The organism is Swingsia samuiensis (assembly GCF_006542355.1).
Taxonomy (GTDB): Bacteria; Pseudomonadota; Alphaproteobacteria; order Acetobacterales; family Acetobacteraceae; genus Gluconobacter; species Gluconobacter samuiensis.
On record NZ_CP038141.1, the window covers coordinates 753,251 to 770,046 of the forward strand.

General features: G+C 46.2%; 13 protein-coding genes. 8 read left to right on the plus strand and 5 right to left on the minus strand.

The annotated features are described in order from the left end of the window. Positions 1-9 precede the first annotated feature (9 nt). The 5 genes from E3D00_RS03470 to E3D00_RS03490 form a co-directional block, all read right to left on the minus strand. On the minus strand, positions 10-2,262 hold the full coding sequence (locus tag E3D00_RS03470; protein ID WP_141459968.1) for a beta-glucosidase family protein: 2,253 nt from the start codon (positions 2,260-2,262) through the stop codon (positions 10-12). 92 nt (positions 2,263-2,354) lie between these two features. After that, on the minus strand, positions 2,355-2,771 hold the full coding sequence (locus E3D00_RS03475; protein ID WP_141459970.1) for a GNAT family N-acetyltransferase: 417 nt from the start codon (positions 2,769-2,771) through the stop codon (positions 2,355-2,357). 12 nt (positions 2,772-2,783) lie between these two features. Further along, positions 2,784-4,814 carry a ComEC/Rec2 family competence protein gene (locus E3D00_RS03480; protein WP_246091487.1) on the minus strand — a complete coding sequence of 677 codons (2,031 nt, stop codon included), beginning with the start codon at positions 4,812-4,814 and terminating at the stop codon, positions 2,784-2,786. Between the two features lie 152 nt (positions 4,815-4,966). Next, positions 4,967-5,692: an NADPH-dependent F420 reductase gene (locus E3D00_RS03485; RefSeq protein ID WP_141459972.1), complete on the minus strand. Its 726-nt coding sequence runs from the start codon at positions 5,690-5,692 to the stop codon at positions 4,967-4,969. After that, entirely contained in the window at positions 5,689-6,276 is a 588-nt protein-coding gene (locus E3D00_RS03490; RefSeq protein WP_141459974.1) for a cupin, read from the minus strand. The genes E3D00_RS03485 and E3D00_RS03490 overlap by 4 nt, the downstream gene beginning before the upstream one ends. A 212-nt stretch (positions 6,277-6,488) precedes the next feature. Between E3D00_RS03490 and gltX the strand changes: the two genes are divergently transcribed. The 8 genes from gltX (at position 6,489) to E3D00_RS03530 (ending at position 16,765) form a co-directional block, all read left to right on the plus strand. Next, positions 6,489-7,892, plus strand: coding sequence for a glutamate--tRNA ligase (gene gltX, locus E3D00_RS03495; RefSeq protein ID WP_141462354.1), 1,404 nt, complete (start codon positions 6,489-6,491; stop codon positions 7,890-7,892). Beyond that, positions 7,885-8,826: an aspartate carbamoyltransferase catalytic subunit gene (locus E3D00_RS03500; RefSeq protein ID WP_141459976.1), complete on the plus strand. Its 942-nt coding sequence runs from the start codon at positions 7,885-7,887 to the stop codon at positions 8,824-8,826. The genes gltX and E3D00_RS03500 overlap by 8 nt, the downstream gene beginning before the upstream one ends. Next, positions 8,823-10,097 (plus strand): dihydroorotase, encoded by a 1,275-nt coding sequence (locus tag E3D00_RS03505; RefSeq protein ID WP_141459979.1) that lies wholly within the window; start codon positions 8,823-8,825, stop codon positions 10,095-10,097. Before E3D00_RS03500 ends, E3D00_RS03505 begins: the two co-directional genes overlap by 4 nt. Before the next feature lie 3 nt (positions 10,098-10,100). Next, a complete protein-coding gene (plsY, locus tag E3D00_RS03510) occupies positions 10,101-10,709 on the plus strand; it encodes a glycerol-3-phosphate 1-O-acyltransferase PlsY (protein WP_141459981.1) in 609 nt (202 codons plus the stop codon). A gap of 67 nt (positions 10,710-10,776) precedes the next feature. Further along, positions 10,777-11,964: a DNA-processing protein DprA gene (gene dprA / locus E3D00_RS03515; RefSeq protein ID WP_141459983.1), complete on the plus strand. Its 1,188-nt coding sequence runs from the start codon at positions 10,777-10,779 to the stop codon at positions 11,962-11,964. A gap of 21 nt (positions 11,965-11,985) precedes the next feature. Beyond that, positions 11,986-14,640 carry a type I DNA topoisomerase gene (topA, locus tag E3D00_RS03520; RefSeq protein WP_141459985.1) on the plus strand — a complete coding sequence of 885 codons (2,655 nt, stop codon included), beginning with the start codon at positions 11,986-11,988 and terminating at the stop codon, positions 14,638-14,640. A gap of 152 nt (positions 14,641-14,792) precedes the next feature. Continuing rightward, positions 14,793-16,415 (plus strand): S41 family peptidase, encoded by a 1,623-nt coding sequence (locus E3D00_RS03525; RefSeq protein ID WP_141459987.1) that lies wholly within the window; start codon positions 14,793-14,795, stop codon positions 16,413-16,415. An 8-nt stretch (positions 16,416-16,423) separates the two neighbouring features. Then, positions 16,424-16,765: a DUF1491 family protein gene (locus E3D00_RS03530; RefSeq protein ID WP_141459989.1), complete on the plus strand. Its 342-nt coding sequence runs from the start codon at positions 16,424-16,426 to the stop codon at positions 16,763-16,765. Positions 16,766-16,796 lie beyond the last annotated feature (31 nt).

A 16,796-nucleotide genomic window follows, 5' to 3' on the forward strand; every position in this document is an offset into this window, starting at 1 on the left:
TCTCAAACCTTAATCACCAAAGGCCATGTCTTTTACAATAAGATGAGCGGTAATACCCGGATCATTGACGGAAGATGCCGCGGTTAAGCGGTAAGTTCCAGCAACCACATGCCACTGATTATCTTGCTCTGAAAACTTGGCAATCATCTTAGGGTCGATGTGTATACTGACTTCCGTAGATTGATGCCCCATCAAATCCACTCGTTTCCATCCAACCAAACGTTTTATTAACCTATTCCCATCAGCATAAACCTGAACAACGTCACTTCCTGAACGTTCCCCATCATTTTTAACTCTTACATTAATATCCCAAGGCTCATCTGGCATGACATTTAAATGACTATACGCAAAATGCGTGTAAGAAAGGCCAAAACCAAATGGAAATAAAACAGGTTTGCCTGTTTTTATAAACCACTTGTAACCAACGTTTTCCTCTTCATTAAAAACAAGAGGGAATGTGTGCGGCCGACCATCAAGAGGTAATGGAGGCGCTTTTGGCAGTTCTGGTCGGGGCAATTCTTGTTCAGACAAAGGAAAGGTTAGAGGAAGATGCCCGGATGGATTCACATCCCCAAATAAAATCTGAGCAATTGCCTGGCCGCCAGCTATTCCCGGATACCATGCTTCAACTACAGCACTCACCCGATCTAACCATGGCATCAAAACAGCCCCTTCTGTTTCCAGAACAACGGTTACATGCGGGTTAACGTGTGCCACAGCTTCAATGAGTTGGTTTTGCTCCTCTGTGAGAGACAAATTAGCACGATCTCTCCCTTCCAAAGACCACTGCGGGACAAACACAACAACATCATCAGCCGTCTGTGCCGCCTGAACAGCTTTCTCCTGATCTTGCTCTGAAAAATATGAAATACTAGACGTGGGCGCTAAACGTCGCATTTCTTCTAATGGCGATGATGGGTCCCATATCTGAGTCGCCATAGCATTCTCGCCCGCTATAGGAACCGCATTCCCTCCAAATGGCAAAACAGACGGAGAGCCTCCTCCTGAGAGAACGCCAACATCAGCATGGCCTCCAATCACAACTATTCGTTTTGATTTCTTATCTAAAGGCAAAGTCCTTGAATTATTCTTCAATAAAACAATACCCTGCTGTGCGGCGTGAAGCGCTGTTTGATAGCCTGCCTTTTTATCAACCGGTTTTCTGAGCCTGATTTCATCCACCCCTGTTGAAAACCAACTTGTCAAAATCGGACGTGCCATTCCACGCAATTGATCGTCTGAAACCACACCTTGAAGCTGGGGTGGAGCAAAAAAAGCGTTCCTAAATAATATTCCGTTTGCTTTAGCCGAAGCAATTCTTGTTTGTGTACTAGGCGGCAGATCTACATTTTGTAACATGCCACTTCCGCCTAAGCTCATAGCATAATCAAGCTCTGCCCCTGATTCCTGATTCAACCCAGCTTGGATTGCTTTTCGTGTGCTATGAACAGCCCCCCAATCGGACATAACATATCCGTGGTAATGCCACTGATCACGTAAAATGTCTTGTAATAGAACTTTACTCTCACACGTATAATCTCCCCACACTTGACTATACGCACACATTACTGCACCCGGCTTTCCCAACTTTAAAGCGATATCAAAGGCCAGTAAGTCTGACTCCATCGCCCCTTTTCGAGATATCAATACATTATATTGTGTCCGAGCCGTCTCATAATCATTCAAAGCAAAGTGTTTGACCGTAGCAAGGATATGGTTTGTTTGCGCTCCATGAGTATACCATCCCGCTAAAGTTCCTACCAAAAGTGGATCTTCACCAAGATATTCAAAATTTCTTCCACCTCGCGGATCCCGCGTTAAATTTGTTCCCCCGGAAAGAAGAATATTGAACCCTCGATTGCTCGCATCCCGTCCAACAGAATATCCCAGTTCCTGTAAAAGGGTAGGGTTCCAAGAAGAGGCACTGGCAAGAGCCGCTGGATAAGCCGTACTGGCATAACGTTCATCCATGACACGCGCGCCAATCCCTATCGTCCCGTCCGTCTCTGTAATCTCTGGAATTTGTACATCCGATAATGCAGCAGACCACCCTGCCCCTTGAGCATATCTCCCCGCCACAGATGGATGCTGCATCATAGCTGGCAAATGAGTAACAATCACGGCTTCCAGCTGAGCGCGTGTCATATGTGATAATGTTTTATCTACACGCTCTGACACAGATAGCGATGGATCTGCCAAAACCACATTTGGAAAGAGAAAAAAACTTGTTGTAAGTAAAACTACCTTTAACCGAGAAGACACAGCCCCTCTCCTTTAATTTTCAGGTAATCACTTCTCTATATTTCAGAAGAACAGTCTAAACATTACTCCGTGATATCACACAAACTTTAATACTAACTCATCTTGTGCATTCTGATGTATTTTTGAGATTTTTTAGAAAAAACACTCCCTTGCTTCATAAAGCCGTGTTTCTCATAAAAGCCAATGGCTGTTAAACGCGCATCAAGGACAACCCGAAGAGACGAAATATCTTTTATTTGTTGAAGGATATGCATAAGAAGAAAGCTCCCCGCTCCACGACCTTGCATTTCAGGTAAAATGGCGAATTTACGTATCTGAAAAAAATCATTTTCTACTTTAAAGACCGAAGCACTGCCTACAATACGCTCCGATATATATACACCATAATGACTTCCGTCTTCATCATGTGCAACACGGCATTCATCTATTCCTAAAGATGGCCATAACACCTTTTGACGAATAGGAAGACAATCCTCAAGCGAGATCTCTCTAACACAATAATCCGTCATTTTATCTTATCTCTACTCTGATAAAGCCAAAGGCAAATTCGGCACACCTTTAAAACCAGGTTGCGGGATCCACGAGTGCGCCCCACGATACGTACGATCAGAAAGAATGCGGCTTTTATCTTTATTAACGTAAATGGCAAACGCTCCCTCACGCCACACAGAAAAACGATCGATTACACGCGCATTATGACATTTTCCTTCGATAGGAACAGCACTCACAATAATCTGTTCCTTCAAACACTCCTCTGCGGACGGCGAAAAATCGTCACGCCCCTTTTTGTATAAAACAATCAGCACTCTTTGTTGCGCCCGTGTGATATGACACACACCATCCGTACAGTTCTGAGATAACGTTGCAACAGGCTTGGCAAAAACCTGCACCCAATCTTTTAGCACCGGATTTTCCAGACTATTATGCTCACTCACTAAAAGCTGGCTCTTCTCATTTACCGCGATCAACCCACCATCTGATGAAATTAATATATCTGGAAGCGTAACAAATAAGAATGAAACACTACCGATCAATATTGGTAATATACCCCATAGTCTTTGCTGACCGCGCCATACGCACAACCAACACAAACCCAGAAAATAAATAAATAACCCCCACCCCGGCATTACCGATACAGGTTGGTGTGCCATCGGAAGGGACGAGACGATATAAGCTAAATATTGAACACCACTAATTCCCCACCCCATAATCATCAATGGGAAATATTCTAAGTGAAAGGGCATCAAAACTAATGCCAATATTCCGACTGGCATGATCCACAACGCAGCGATCGGAACAGCTACTAAATTAGCAATCACAAACCATGGCTGAAACGCTCCAAAATAATACATGGATATAGGAAGTGTCGCTAACCCCGCCAGTAAACTGGTTAACAATAATAAAACGCCATGCCTAAAGAGATACCGAAAAAAACTTTGTTCAGCATCCCGTATCTTCTTGAGTGGTTCCTTCAGAGCATCATAGCCCGCAATTAACGCCATCACCGCAGCAAATGACATTTGAAACGAAATACTCAAAACAGAAACAGGAGAAATGAGCAAAATCAACAACGCTACAAAAGCAAGGGACCGCATAGGCATAACATGCCGACGCATTAACAGCGCCATTGTAATAAAGGCTGCCATTCCTAAAGCTCGAACACTTGGGAGATGGCATCCTGTTAATACTACATAGCCCACTCCTACAACAAAACCAATCAAAACGGATATTTCTCGAGAAGGCCAATATAAAGTGATATACTCAGAACGGGCACACAAAAAACGTACCATCATAACAACGGTGGCCATGACAATACCCAAATGCAATCCAGCTACAGCAAGCAGATGCGCTAAGCCAGACGCTGCAAAATCCTGCCTAGTCTTTTGATTGATATTGTGTGTCTCACCAACCAACAATGTTGAAGCGATTGCTCCCTTTTGCCCCGACAAATCTCTTTCAATCTTTTGGGAAATAATGTCCCTTAATTGTTGCCAACCTTGCAGCTTCTGTGAGTGCTCAACATATTCAACGGGCCCAAGCGCATACCCACTCCCCGCAGTACCAGAAAACCAAGCATCTCTTTGAAAATCCTGTCCCAAAGGCCACGATGAGCTTGATGGCGCGTGCACCATCACACGTATGCGAATAATATCACCAGTCTTTACAGGTGTATTATCATCTGGACGCATCTTTATTTTCAATGTGCGTTGAAGGGGAAGCATCCCCATATCAACAGGCGTTTCAAAAACAGCGTTCGATAGAATAAAATGCTGATTAGAAATCTTTTCTTGCAAAGCTGCTTGCGAAAACTCTTCTACACGACCAGTCACAAACGCTGCATGAGATGGAAGCGCAGGCATTGGGTATTGTCGTAAAGTTTGCCATGCAGCGCTGCTAGCACCTGCAAAAAACGCACATATTGCAAGCAACAAAGAACGAAAAACGATTTTTCTCCACTCTATCGCAAGGAGAAGAAATGTAATTGCGCATAATTCCAAAAGAAAAGAAAAACGTAGTTCTATATGTGTTTCAAAATAAACAAGGGCACCCATCCCTATGAAAAAAGGAACCCAGCAAAACAAATATCGGCCTTGTTTCGCCAGAATTCCTTCAATCCACAATGTCCAGACTAGCCTTGTTAATATGTCTTTAAAAAAGAATTGCTCATCAAATTATTTACTCTGCTCCCTATAAGACCTCGAGCCTAAAGATGCAAAGCTTGCTTCAAACCTGCAGCACTTTCTTTTACCTCAAAGCCGTCGCTTCCGGGTTGAAATAAACGGGCCTTATCTAATCCACCAACCAGAACAGGCTCAAAACCCGCAACCGTCACCAGCTGTTCTACTTGATGAACAGCGTGTGCATCATCTCCTGCAACAGGAATCGCCAGTAACGGTGCAGAACGATGCGCTTCCTCTCTTAAGGTAGACATATCAATCGAATTGAATGCTCGCACGACATGAGCTGATGGAAAATAACGCTGTGTTACAACTCCAGCACCTAACTTCAACGCTTCTTGCGCTATTTCACCGTCCCGCCATGGATAAGGATTGCTTGGATCAATCACAATTTTATCCATCAATGTTCGGTTAAGAGCCTGCCCCAGTTCTGGAATCGCTTTGTACGGCACCGCCAGAACAATAATAGACGCTTTATTTGCCACCTCTACTGGGGTGCCAGCAGATGCCAAAGAGCCTAATATCTGCGCTTCTTTCTGTGCATCAGCCTCGTCTCTGGCCGATAAGATCACCTGATATCCAGCTTTAACCCAAAGCTCTGCAAGAGTTGAGCCAACATCACCAACACCAATAATTCCAATAGTGATGGACGGAGCGGCCTCCACTTCAGATAAGCCTGATGCGACATTTATTGCTGCCAAACCAGCCATAGCGGCTAAGAAAGGACGTCTCCTTAAAGGAAATGTAGTCATAAAGTATGCCATTCTCGTGTTAGAGGACCCGTCTTTCCTTGGACCGGATCAATATTGGGAAAAGATAATGTCTGAATGCGCGATAACTGCTCAGGCGTAGGAGAAGACCTTAAAATATCGAATGTTTGCTCTGGCGGATATGCGCCAATAACCGTAAAATCTTCATCTGATCCCAAATTACAATGGCCGGTGCCAGCTGGGAGCAATGCAATATCACCTCCACGCACGGTCACAACATGCCCGTTTTCGCCCCCCAACATCAAACGGGCTGAACCATTAGAAAACCCTAAAACTTCATGCCCCAAGCTATGATAATGATGAAAAGAATACACACCATTGCGCCAACGAGCAGGCCAATCATTCTGATTAAATAACGCCTCGTAAATATCTTCTTTTTCAGGCCCTGATTCTAAAAAATTACGATACACAATAACTGGCAATCGCTCATTATTGGGAACCCAGCCATTTTTTTTCAACATAAAGGTTTCAACACGCGTATCACTAGCCATAGCCTTCCGGATACGCCCATTCCCCAAAGATAGTCCTACCCCAGCGAGAAGAACGTTAAAATCACGCCTGTCCATGTGTCACCTGCTAGCAAACCAAGAACACGATAGAGGGGATCTGGCGCCAATCAAAATCACAGCCGCTTGAAACACAGGATTCGTAAAGGGATGTCACTCACTTGTGAGACAATTCTGGTCCCAATTAATTGACTATATCAATTTCACAACGGCAAAAATATAAAATGATCCAGATATAGCCCCTCTAGCATGAGCATGATATGCAGAACATTATGACCATCCGTACACGCTTTGCTCCATCCCCCACGGGTCTTCTACATATTGGTAATGCCCGGGCTGCCCTTTTTAACTTCCTCTTTGCACGCCATCATGGCGGTCAGTTCCTTCTTAGAATCGAAGACACTGATAAAGAGAGATCCACCCAAAAAGCTGTGGATGTCATCTTTGATGGTCTCGCTTGGATGGGACTAACGCCTGACGAAGAACCTGTCTTCCAGTCCTCACGGCAAGAACGCCATACGGAAATGGCACTCAAGCTTCTTGACCAAGGCATGGCCTATAAGTGCTTCTCCACGCCAGAAGAGCTTACAGCCATGCGTGAAAAAGCAATCGCTGAAAAACGTGCACCACGTTATGATGGAACATGGCGTGACCGTGATCCGTCTGAGGCCCCTGCCGGCGCCCCTTATGTTATTCGCCTCAAAGCCCCTCGTGAGGGAGAGACGGTCATTAAAGACCTCGTTCAAGGTGAAGTCCGCGTTGCGAATGCGGAAATGGACGACCTCATTATTCTACGTTCTGATGGCACACCAACGTATCTACACGCTGTCGTGTGCGATGATCATGACATGAACATCACACATGTCATTCGTGGGGATGATCATCTTACCAACACCTTCCGCCAAGCCATGATTTACCGTGCACTTGGCTGGGAACTACCACAGTTTGCTCATCTCCCTCTTATCCACGGTCCAGATGGTGCCAAACTCTCCAAACGCCACGGCGCACAGTCTGTTGTTGAATTTAGAGACGAAGGCTATCTCCCTGAAGCCCTCAATAACTATCTTCTGCGCTTAGGCTGGGGTCATGGCGATGCAGAAATCCTTTCCCGCGAAGAACAAATACAACTGTTCGATCTTGACGGTGTTGGCCAATCCCCATCTCGTATGGATTATGCGAAATTAACACACCTCAACGGTGTCTGGATGCGCCGTGCCGATGATGAGCGCCTCACCAATGATGTTATGGAGCGGTTGCAAAACCGTGAAGGCATCATCGCGAACGATAAAACACGCGCTCGCATCCTTACCATGATGCCCGGATTAAAAGAACGCGCCAAAACGCTTGTTGAACTTACCGATAGCGCCGCATTTGCTGGCTTTACACTCCCTCTCACATTCACACCAAAAGCAGAAAAGCTTCTGGATGAAAATGGACGTGCAATCCTTGCAGGAATTGGCAAAGACTTAGCCGAACTATCAAGCTTTACCCCTGAAGAAATTGATAAAACACTCCGCGCTTATGCTGAAAAACATGAACTAAAGCTTGGAGCTGTCGCTCAACCTCTTCGTGCGGCCATGACAGGGTCCACCACCTCTCCGGGAATTGACCTTACCCTTTATGCTTTAGGTCGTGACGAGGTTCTCGCACGTATCGCGAGTGTCCTCAGTGCTTGAGCGTTCTTTTCTTCCTCGGCACTTATTAGGCATTGAGGGCCTAACAGCAGATCAGATTGTCCCTTTCCTTGATCTGGCGGAGAGCTATGTCCTTCTAAGCCGCTCGCGTTCAGCCCCGCGCGATGCTTTGCGAGGACAAACGGTCATTAATCTTTTCTTTGAAGATAGTACCCGCACCCGTACAAGTTTCGAACTTGCAGGGAAACGTCTTGGTGCAGATGTTATCAACATGACCGTCGCCACCAGTTCGGTCAATAAAGGTGAAACCCTTCTTGATACGGCCTCCACACTTAACGCCATGCGCTGTGATCTTCTTGTCGTAAGGCATGCTCAGTCAGGAGCGCCAGCCCTTTTATCTCAAAAAGTAGAAGCCAGCGTAATCAACGCTGGCGATGGAACGCATGAACACCCCACCCAAGCTCTTCTCGATGCGCTTACCATCCGACGGCGCCTCGGACGTTTAAATGATCTGACAATTACAATTTGTGGAGATATTGGACACAGCCGTGTAGCACGCTCCAATATTCATCTTCTTTCCACAATGGGCAACTCAATCCGACTGGTCGGGCCACCCACTTTACTTCCCTCAACAATGGCCCAACTAGGGAATGTCTCTCTTTATTCAGATATGGATGAAGCCGTCCGAGGGGCGGATGTTGTCATGTCTCTCCGTCTGCAGAAAGAGCGTATGGGCGCAGGCCTCATTCCTAGCACACGTGAATATTTCCGCTTTTTTGGACTAGATAAACGCCGTCTAGGGCTAGCGGCACCCAATGCTTTGGTTATGCACCCTGGCCCAATGAACCGTGGAGTTGAGATTTCTTCTGACGTTGCTGATTCAGATCAGAGTGTCATTTCAGAACAGGTTGAAATGGGTGTCGCCATTCGTATGGCTGTACTTGATCGTCTTTCACGGGCCCGGATGTCTCCATGACCAATATTTTCTTTGAAAACGTCCGTATTATCGACCCTGCCTCCAAGCGCGATTCGCTAGGCACTCTTACGGTTGAAAACGGCCTTATTCGTGCTCTCGATAGTAAAGAGCCTCCCCCAAACGCCCAGCGCATTGACGGAAAAGGAGCTGTTTTATGCCCTGGCCTCGTGGATATGCGCGTCGCAATTGGTGAGCCTGGTTTTGAATATCGGGAAAGTATTAAATCTGGCGCTTTGGCGGCTGTTGCTGGCGGCATCACAACACTCGCCATATTACCCAACACTTCCCCAGCCATTGATGATCCAGCCCTCGTTCATTTCATTAAAGCGCGCGCTGAAGAAACTGGCATCATTTCTATCCACCCATATGGGGCACTTACCCGCGGATGCAATGGAACAGAAATGGCCGAACTTGGCCTCCTTCATGATGCGGGGGCTGTTGCATTCACAGATGGAACTCGCGCCATCTCTGATGCCAAACAGATGCGAAATTTGCTCGCCTATTCCAGTTTTCTTAACACATTAATTATTCAACACCCGGAAGAACCATCTCTTGCCAAAGGTGCATGTGCAACAGCTGGTGCACGCGCAGTCCGCATGGGCCTTCCTCAAGTTCCAGCCGCCGCTGAAGCTATTATGATAGCTCGTGATATTCGTCTTGCTGAAATGACAAACGCACGCTTGCATTTCGCTCATGTGTCAACAGCTGAAGGGCTGGACCTTATTCGCCAAGCAAAAGCCAAGGGACTGAAAATTACCTGTGATACGGCTCCCCCTTATTTTTCAATGACAGAAGAAGACATTGGGGATTTCAGAACCTACGCAAAGCTCTCTCCTCCTCTACGTAATGAAACAGACCGCTTGGCGGTATGTCAGGCGCTTGCCGATGGCACAATTGATGCCGTCGCGTCTGATCACGCCCCAGCAGATGCAGATGACAAGCGCTTACCCTTTGCTCAGGCGCGTGCTGGCGGCACCGGCTTGGTGACCCTACTCAGTGTGACGCTTGGCGCAGGCTTACCCCTTATTGATGCGCTGCGCCTTATAACCTCAGCCCCAGCGCAACTTCTCAATCTTGAGGCAGGCACTCTTGCCGTTGGGAAAGAAGCCGATCTCTGTTTGTTTGATCCCGAACAAACATGGGTTGTAAAATCAGGGGAACTCCTTGGGCGAGCACAAAATACACCCTTCGATCGTCAGGAACTAAAAGGACGCGTCCTAAAAACCTTCCGTCGTGGAAAAGAAGTTTTCACTGCTCAAGGCATTGCATAATCTATGATCCTCAACATTCCTATCATTAGCGTTATAGCGTATTTTCTCGGCAGCATTCCTTTTGGTCTCATTTTAACCGCCATCAGCGGTGGCGGGGACATCCGAAAAATTGGCTCTGGTAATATTGGTGCCACCAATGTGCTCCGTACCGGAAAAAAAGGGATTGCTGCGGCAACGTTACTACTTGATGCTCTGAAGGGAAGCGTGGCTGTCATCCTTGCAGACTATCTCTCCCATCCAACGCAAACAATTCCAGCTATGGCTTGCGCGGCCTTTATCGTTGTCATTGGTCATTGCTTTCCTATCTGGCTAGGTTTCAAAGGCGGAAAAGGTGTTGCGACCAGCCTTGGAGCCATTTGGATTCTCGCTTGGCCTGTTGGCCTCATTTGTTGCGCCGTATGGCTCTTAACTGCACGAATAACACGCATATCTTCCGCTGGAGCTTTAGTTGCATTTCTTATTGCTCCATTCATCATGCTTTTATTCGCCCCATACCATGCTTTTTTAGATTTTCCGCTGGCAACGCTGTGTATCACCCTCCTCGTCTTAGTCCGACACACGAGCAATATTAAACGCCTGATCCACGGCGAAGAGCCTCAAATTAAAAGCTAAAAAACTCCCGGATCAGTCCACTCATTCCATAAAGGGTTTTTTAAGGAAGTATCTCTAGGTTGGCGAGATGACCACATCGCCAACCCACCACTTTACTCTGTCTGATCAATCCCGACTTGACGCTCTTCGTCTTTCCCGGGTTGCCGGCGTTGGTCCTATCAATTTCTGTAAATTGCTCTGTCAATATGGCAGCCCAGCGAATGCCTTAAAAGCATTACCAGAGCGCATGAAGCGTGCAGGACGCTTAGAAAACCCTACTATCCCCCCACAATCCGATATTGAAAAAGAGATAGAGCAGCTCCATCATTTAGGAGGGCAAATGCTCATCCGAGGGGATGATGACTATCCTCACCTTCTATCTCTTATTCCAGATGCACCGCCAGTCCTCTTTGTTAAAGGCAATCTTTCTAAACTCTCTATGCGGTCAATCGGGATTGTCGGCGCACGGAATGCCTCTGCGGCTGGAATTCGCATTGCTGAAAGCATTTCAGCAGAACTCTCTCATGAAGGGATATGTGTTGTTTCAGGGCTAGCACGAGGAATCGATTCGGCAGCTCATGAAGCAGCGCTTTTTTCTAATCTCACCGTTGCTGCCATCGCGGGTGGGTTAGACACCACATACCCTTTCGAAAATGCCAAACTTCAAGAAAAAATCAGTGAAAATGGATGCCTTATTACCGAAGCGCCCATGGGAACGATCCCTCAAGCACGTCATTTTCCAAGACGGAATCGCTTAATCGCTGGCTTATCGCTCGGTTGCCTTGTAATCGAAGCGACTTTGCACTCTGGAACCCTAATCACAGCAGATCTCGCCGCAAGCTATAATCGTGAACTCTTTTCTGTTCCGGGCTCCCCTTTAGACCCACGATCACGCGGAAGTAATAATTTAATTCGCAACGGAGCAATTTTAACCGAAAGCATACAAGATATTCTGCCATATCTCCCCTCTCAGCTCCCACCTAAAATGGCTGCTCCATGGCAGAATTCTGTTGTTTTTAATAACTCTACCTCTGGTTTTTCGGAGCCTATAATGACTTGGAATTCCATTCAGACTTTTACTCCTGAAGACCCATCACTTATGCTCGAAAATGTGCAATCTTTGCTCTCAATCACACCAGTAACAGTTGACGAGGTGGTGCAGCGCTGTCAGTTCTCCGTTTCGGCAGTCTTATCGATCCTTGCAGAACTCGAGCTCGGCGGGGTTGTTGAATTTGTGCCCGGCGGACGCGTAGCGTTGCTGCCGAATCGAAATTAGTAATGCGAAACCGGAGTGGCAATGACAGACGTTGTGGTAGTCGAAAGCCCAGCTAAAGCTAAGACAATCAACAAATATCTGGGCAGCGGGTACACAGTACTGGCGTCATTTGGCCACGTACGTGACCTCCCCCCCAAAGATGGAAGTGTGCGCCCGGATGAGAATTTTGCCATGTCATGGCAAACAGATGAACGCGGCGCCAAGCAAATTGCAGCCATTGCCAAAGCTCTTAAAGGTGCAAAGAATCTATATCTCGCCACTGACCCGGATCGTGAAGGTGAAGCCATTTCATGGCATGTCCGCAGTGTTCTGGAAGATAAAAAGCTTCTTAAAAATATTAATGTTCATCGTGTTACATTTAATGAAATTACGAAATCCGCGGTCGAAACAGCAATGGCTGGACCACGAAACCTCGACCAGCCCTTAATCGATGCATATCTTGCCCGCCGCGCACTGGATTACCTTGTTGGTTTTACGCTTTCTCCCGTTCTATGGCGTAAACTTCCAGGAAGCCGCAGTGCAGGACGTGTTCAATCCGTTGCATTACGTCTTATATGTGAACGTGAAGCCGAAATTGAGGTCTTTAAAGCCCGTGAATATTGGACTGTCACAGGTAATTTCTCCACTCCGAAAAATGCAAACTTTCAAGCGCGCTTAACACACCTTAATGGACAAAAATTAAGCCAATTCGATTTAAACAATGAATCGCTTGCCTTTGCAGCCCGTGATAAAGTTCAGTCATCTCAATTCACCGTTCAATCGGTTGAAAAAAAACGCGTTAAACGTAATCCTCCTGCACCATTCACGACCTCTACCTTGCAACAAGAAGCTTCCCGTAAGCTCGGTATGAGTGCTCAAGTCACAATGCGTACAGCTCAACAACTTTATGAGGGCGTCGATTTATCGGGGGAAACAGTTGGTCTCATCACCTACATGCGAACTGACGGCGTTACCATGGCTCAAGAAGCAGTCAGTTCTATCCGGTCACATATCCAAAGCACCTTAGGGGCTGAATATGTTCCTCAGCATGCCCGTCTCTATGCAACTAAAGCAAAGAATGCCCAAGAAGCACACGAAGCCATTCGTCCAACATCTGTTCAGTACACTCCAAAAGATGTGGCTCATGCTCTAACCACCGATCAGAAAAAACTATACGACCTGATCTGGAAAAGATCTGTTGCATCACAAATGCAATCGGCTGAGCTTGATCAAGTTGCCATCACATTAGCAGATGCCCAAAAACAAACTCTTTTACGCGCTACGGGCTCTACCATTGCGTTTGAAGGTTTTCTTAAACTTTATATTGAAGGTCGTGACGATAATACCGAAGAAGAAGAAGGCAAGCTTCTTCCCTCTATGACAGAAGGCGATCGCCTTTCAACAGGCGCTGTCTCTGCAGAACAGCACTTTACACAGCCTCCACCTCGTTACTCTGAGGCTTCTCTTGTCAAAAAAATGGAAGAAATTGGGATTGGCCGTCCCTCTACTTATGCATCCATCCTCAGCGTTTTGCGCGATCGTAATTATGTAAAGTTAGAAGCACGTCGCTTTTTACCTGAAGATCGGGGGAGACTGGTCACAGCCTTCTTAACATCCTTCTTTGAACGGTATGTTGATACAGGCTTTACAGCCTCTCTTGAGGAGCAGCTGGATGATATTTCCGGAGGCCGCGCAGATTGGCATGATGTGATGGCAGCCTTCTGGCAAGATTTCTCAAATGCCGTTGAACAGACCAAAGATCTGAAAATTTCAGATGTTATTGATGCTTTAGATGAAGACCTTGGCGAGCATTTCTTTCCGACAAAATCCGATGGAGGTGATCCACGACTATGTACCGCATGTGGGACAGGCCGCTTAGGCCTCCGATTAGGAAAGTTTGGTGCCTTTATTGGGTGCTCTAATTACCCAACGTGCCAATTTACACGCCGGTTAGTTGTGGATGAGGCTGAAGCAGAAGAAGGACTGAACGACGGCCCTAAAATGTTGGGAGAAGATCCTGAAACAGGGGAAAATATTACAATCCGCCGTGGTCCCTATGGGCTATATATTCAAAAAGGCGAGCCCAACCCAGAAGACAAGAAAGCAAAGCCAAAAAGAACAACGATCCCCAAAGGGATAGATGGTAATCATATTACTCTTGAGCAAGCTCTCGGCCTTCTATCTTTACCACGCTTTGTGGGCCTCCACCCAGAAACGGGCGAAAAGATAGAAGCTGGACTAGGACGGTTTGGGCCTTTCGTAAAAATGGGAAGCATTTACGGCGCATTAGACAAAGATGATGATGTTCTCACCCTTGGTCTTAACAGAGCGGTAGACAGCCTTGCCAAAAAACTTGCCTCCATTCGTAATTTAGGAGCTCACCCTAAAGACAAAGAAACCGTTATGGTCCGCAAAGGGCGCTTTGGCCCTTACGTACAACACGGACAAACTATCGCTAACTTACCAAAAGATAGTGATATGGACGCCGTAACACTCGAAGAGGCGATTGATTTACTCGCTGAAAAAGGGAAACCCCTTAAAGGCAAAGTAAAAAAAACCACGTCCAAAACCAAAAAAAGCAAAGAAAAGGCCACTTCAACCAAAGCGACAGACGAGAAAAAAATGCCTACCCCTCGATCAACCAAGAAAAAAAATACACCAACCAAAAAGAAGGTATCTAAAAAAGAAGCGGAATAATTTTTTATGTGTTTTTAATACACTTTAAAAAATAATGTATCAGGGGTCTCTTTACTGATGGCTTCTTTTGTGGCGTGCTGCTCAAACAAAAGGTCAGAATGTTACCCTTATACAATTTGAAAGCTTCATTTTAGAATTATGTTATACGCCTTATGACTATATTTCAGGATAAAGTTCGTAAGGCCACGCATTGTTCTTGGCTTATTGTGACCTTTTTTTGTATCGGTTTATCAGGAATAAGTTCAACCGCTTACGCTCAACTCACGACAACACCTTCGCAGTCGACCTCTTTTTCTGAACCCATGGCACGAGATGTTCTTTTCTCTGCGTTAGGGTTCTTAAAACCACGCACCCTTGAGCCACACTCTATACGGGAGTTCTGCCTATGGGGATTAGACGGTCTAACAGCAATCGATCCATCCATTATTGTTTCAGAGAAGCCCGGCAACAACTCCCCCGATCATCCCCTACCTGAAACTCTCATTATTACCCAAAATCAAAATATTCTCTTCCAACACCCTATCCCTCATAGTGAAGACAAGAAGAGTTGGGCAGAGCTTATTGCCCACGCGATGAAATTAGCATGGGAACATTCCTCGACCATCCGTGACGCAGGAAATGATGCTCTCTTACAAGGATTTTTTGACGAATTATTTAATCATCTTGACCCTTACTCCCGCTACCTTGGCCCAGAAACGGCTTCAACAGACCGCATGAAGCGTACAGGGAACAAGGGGAATATTGGCATCACGCTGGAGAAAAAAAATCGCTCTGTTTTCATCTCTGCCATCAATACAAATGGCCCAGCATGGGAAGCGGGGCTGGATCTTAATCAAAAGGTAATTGCCATTAACGGGCAAGCTACCCGCAATAAACCCTTAGACGTCCTTCAGAATTTACTGGATGGAGACGATCAGACCGACGTCTCAATTACAGTCTCTGTAGCCCCTCACCGCGAACAGACTTTTAAATTAACCCGCTCACAAGTCCCTCCAGAAACTGTTTTCTTTTCTACATTAGGGCCATTTTCAATTTTAACGATCCATTCCTTCTCCACCCAAACTGCTGAAGAAATTAGCCAATATCTCGATCAAATTATTAATACCCCCTCCTCACACAAAAACTCCCCCGCTCCTGGCATTATTCTTGATTTAAGAGGCGATCGAGGCGGTGTTCTTCAACAAGCTGTAACAGCGGCGGCCCTTTTCCTTGACCACGGGATTGCAGTTACTACCCATGGTCGTGATCCTCAGGCTAATCATGTGTGGGCTGTGCAGGGCGGCGACATGACGAATGGGACACCAATTGTTATCCTTGTCGATGGCAGAACAGCCAGTGCTGCCGAAATCCTTGCGGCCGCACTAGCAGACCATCGTCGCGCCGTCATTGTCGGGAGTGAAACCTTTGGTAAAGGCTTGGTGCAGATTATCGGCCAAATGCCCAATGGAGGGGAACTATTTGTTACATGGAGTCGAAATCAAGCTCCTCTTGGATGGCCCATTCAAAGCCTTGGGGTCATGCCCCAAATTTGTACGTCTAATGGAACGGACAACCTCAAGAAACAACTTCACAGCCTTCTATCAGGTATAAACCTTCAACAAGATGCTATTCTTTTAGCACGAAACAGCCGTTATCCGGCCCCGGTCGACAAAATCCTTGCCATTCGCCGTCATTGCCCGGCCGCCCTTGGAAGTGACCTTGATATAGATGCTGCAAAATTTTTATTATCTTCCAAAATTGCTTATAATGCAGCTTTAAACACCATTCCTGATTAAAAGAAGAAATGTTTCAATCCCTTAAAAGTGGCTTATGGGTTCGTGCCCTTATTCGACAAATGGCCAGCTCCAACATCTTTGCTACGATCCTCCATAAGGGAGATGAAGATGCCGGAGCCATATTAATCGTATTGCGGGACCGTGATAGTAATTGTGTAATTCTGAGAGAAAATCAAAACAAGTGGGATCGATCCGACACCCAATCCTTTACAGACACGGATGATTATTTAAAACGCCAAACGAAATATGATCCAGATTTATGGATTTTAGAACTCGATGTTGATAATATTTCATCTGCTATTGAAAAAACGTTTAGTCCACGGCAACTTGGTGAAGATGTATTCGACTAAACTGTGGGAAAGAAGCCACACAGAATAAACT

What these genes read in the sequence shown, in the direction of transcription:
- E3D00_RS03475 (WP_141459970.1), bottom strand. Translation starts at nt 2,771, where the DNA reads ATGACGGATTATTGTGTTAGAGAGATCTCGCTTGAGGATTGTCTTCCT.
- E3D00_RS03480 (WP_246091487.1), bottom strand. Translation starts at nt 4,814, where the DNA reads ATGGGTGCCCTTGTTTATTTTGAAACACATATAGAACTACGTTTTTCT.
- E3D00_RS03485 (WP_141459972.1), bottom strand. Translation starts at nt 5,692, where the DNA reads ATGACTACATTTCCTTTAAGGAGACGTCCTTTCTTAGCCGCTATGGCT.
- E3D00_RS03490 (WP_141459974.1), bottom strand. Translation starts at nt 6,276, where the DNA reads ATGGACAGGCGTGATTTTAACGTTCTTCTCGCTGGGGTAGGACTATCT.
- gltX (WP_141462354.1), top strand. Translation starts at nt 6,489, where the DNA reads ATGACCATCCGTACACGCTTTGCTCCATCCCCCACGGGTCTTCTACAT.
- E3D00_RS03505 (WP_141459979.1), top strand. Translation starts at nt 8,823, where the DNA reads ATGACCAATATTTTCTTTGAAAACGTCCGTATTATCGACCCTGCCTCC.
- plsY (WP_141459981.1), top strand. Translation starts at nt 10,101, where the DNA reads ATGATCCTCAACATTCCTATCATTAGCGTTATAGCGTATTTTCTCGGC.
- dprA (WP_141459983.1), top strand. Translation starts at nt 10,777, where the DNA reads ATGACCACATCGCCAACCCACCACTTTACTCTGTCTGATCAATCCCGA.
- topA (WP_141459985.1), top strand. Translation starts at nt 11,986, where the DNA reads ATGACAGACGTTGTGGTAGTCGAAAGCCCAGCTAAAGCTAAGACAATC.
- E3D00_RS03525 (WP_141459987.1), top strand. Translation starts at nt 14,793, where the DNA reads ATGACTATATTTCAGGATAAAGTTCGTAAGGCCACGCATTGTTCTTGG.
- E3D00_RS03530 (WP_141459989.1), top strand. Translation starts at nt 16,424, where the DNA reads ATGTTTCAATCCCTTAAAAGTGGCTTATGGGTTCGTGCCCTTATTCGA.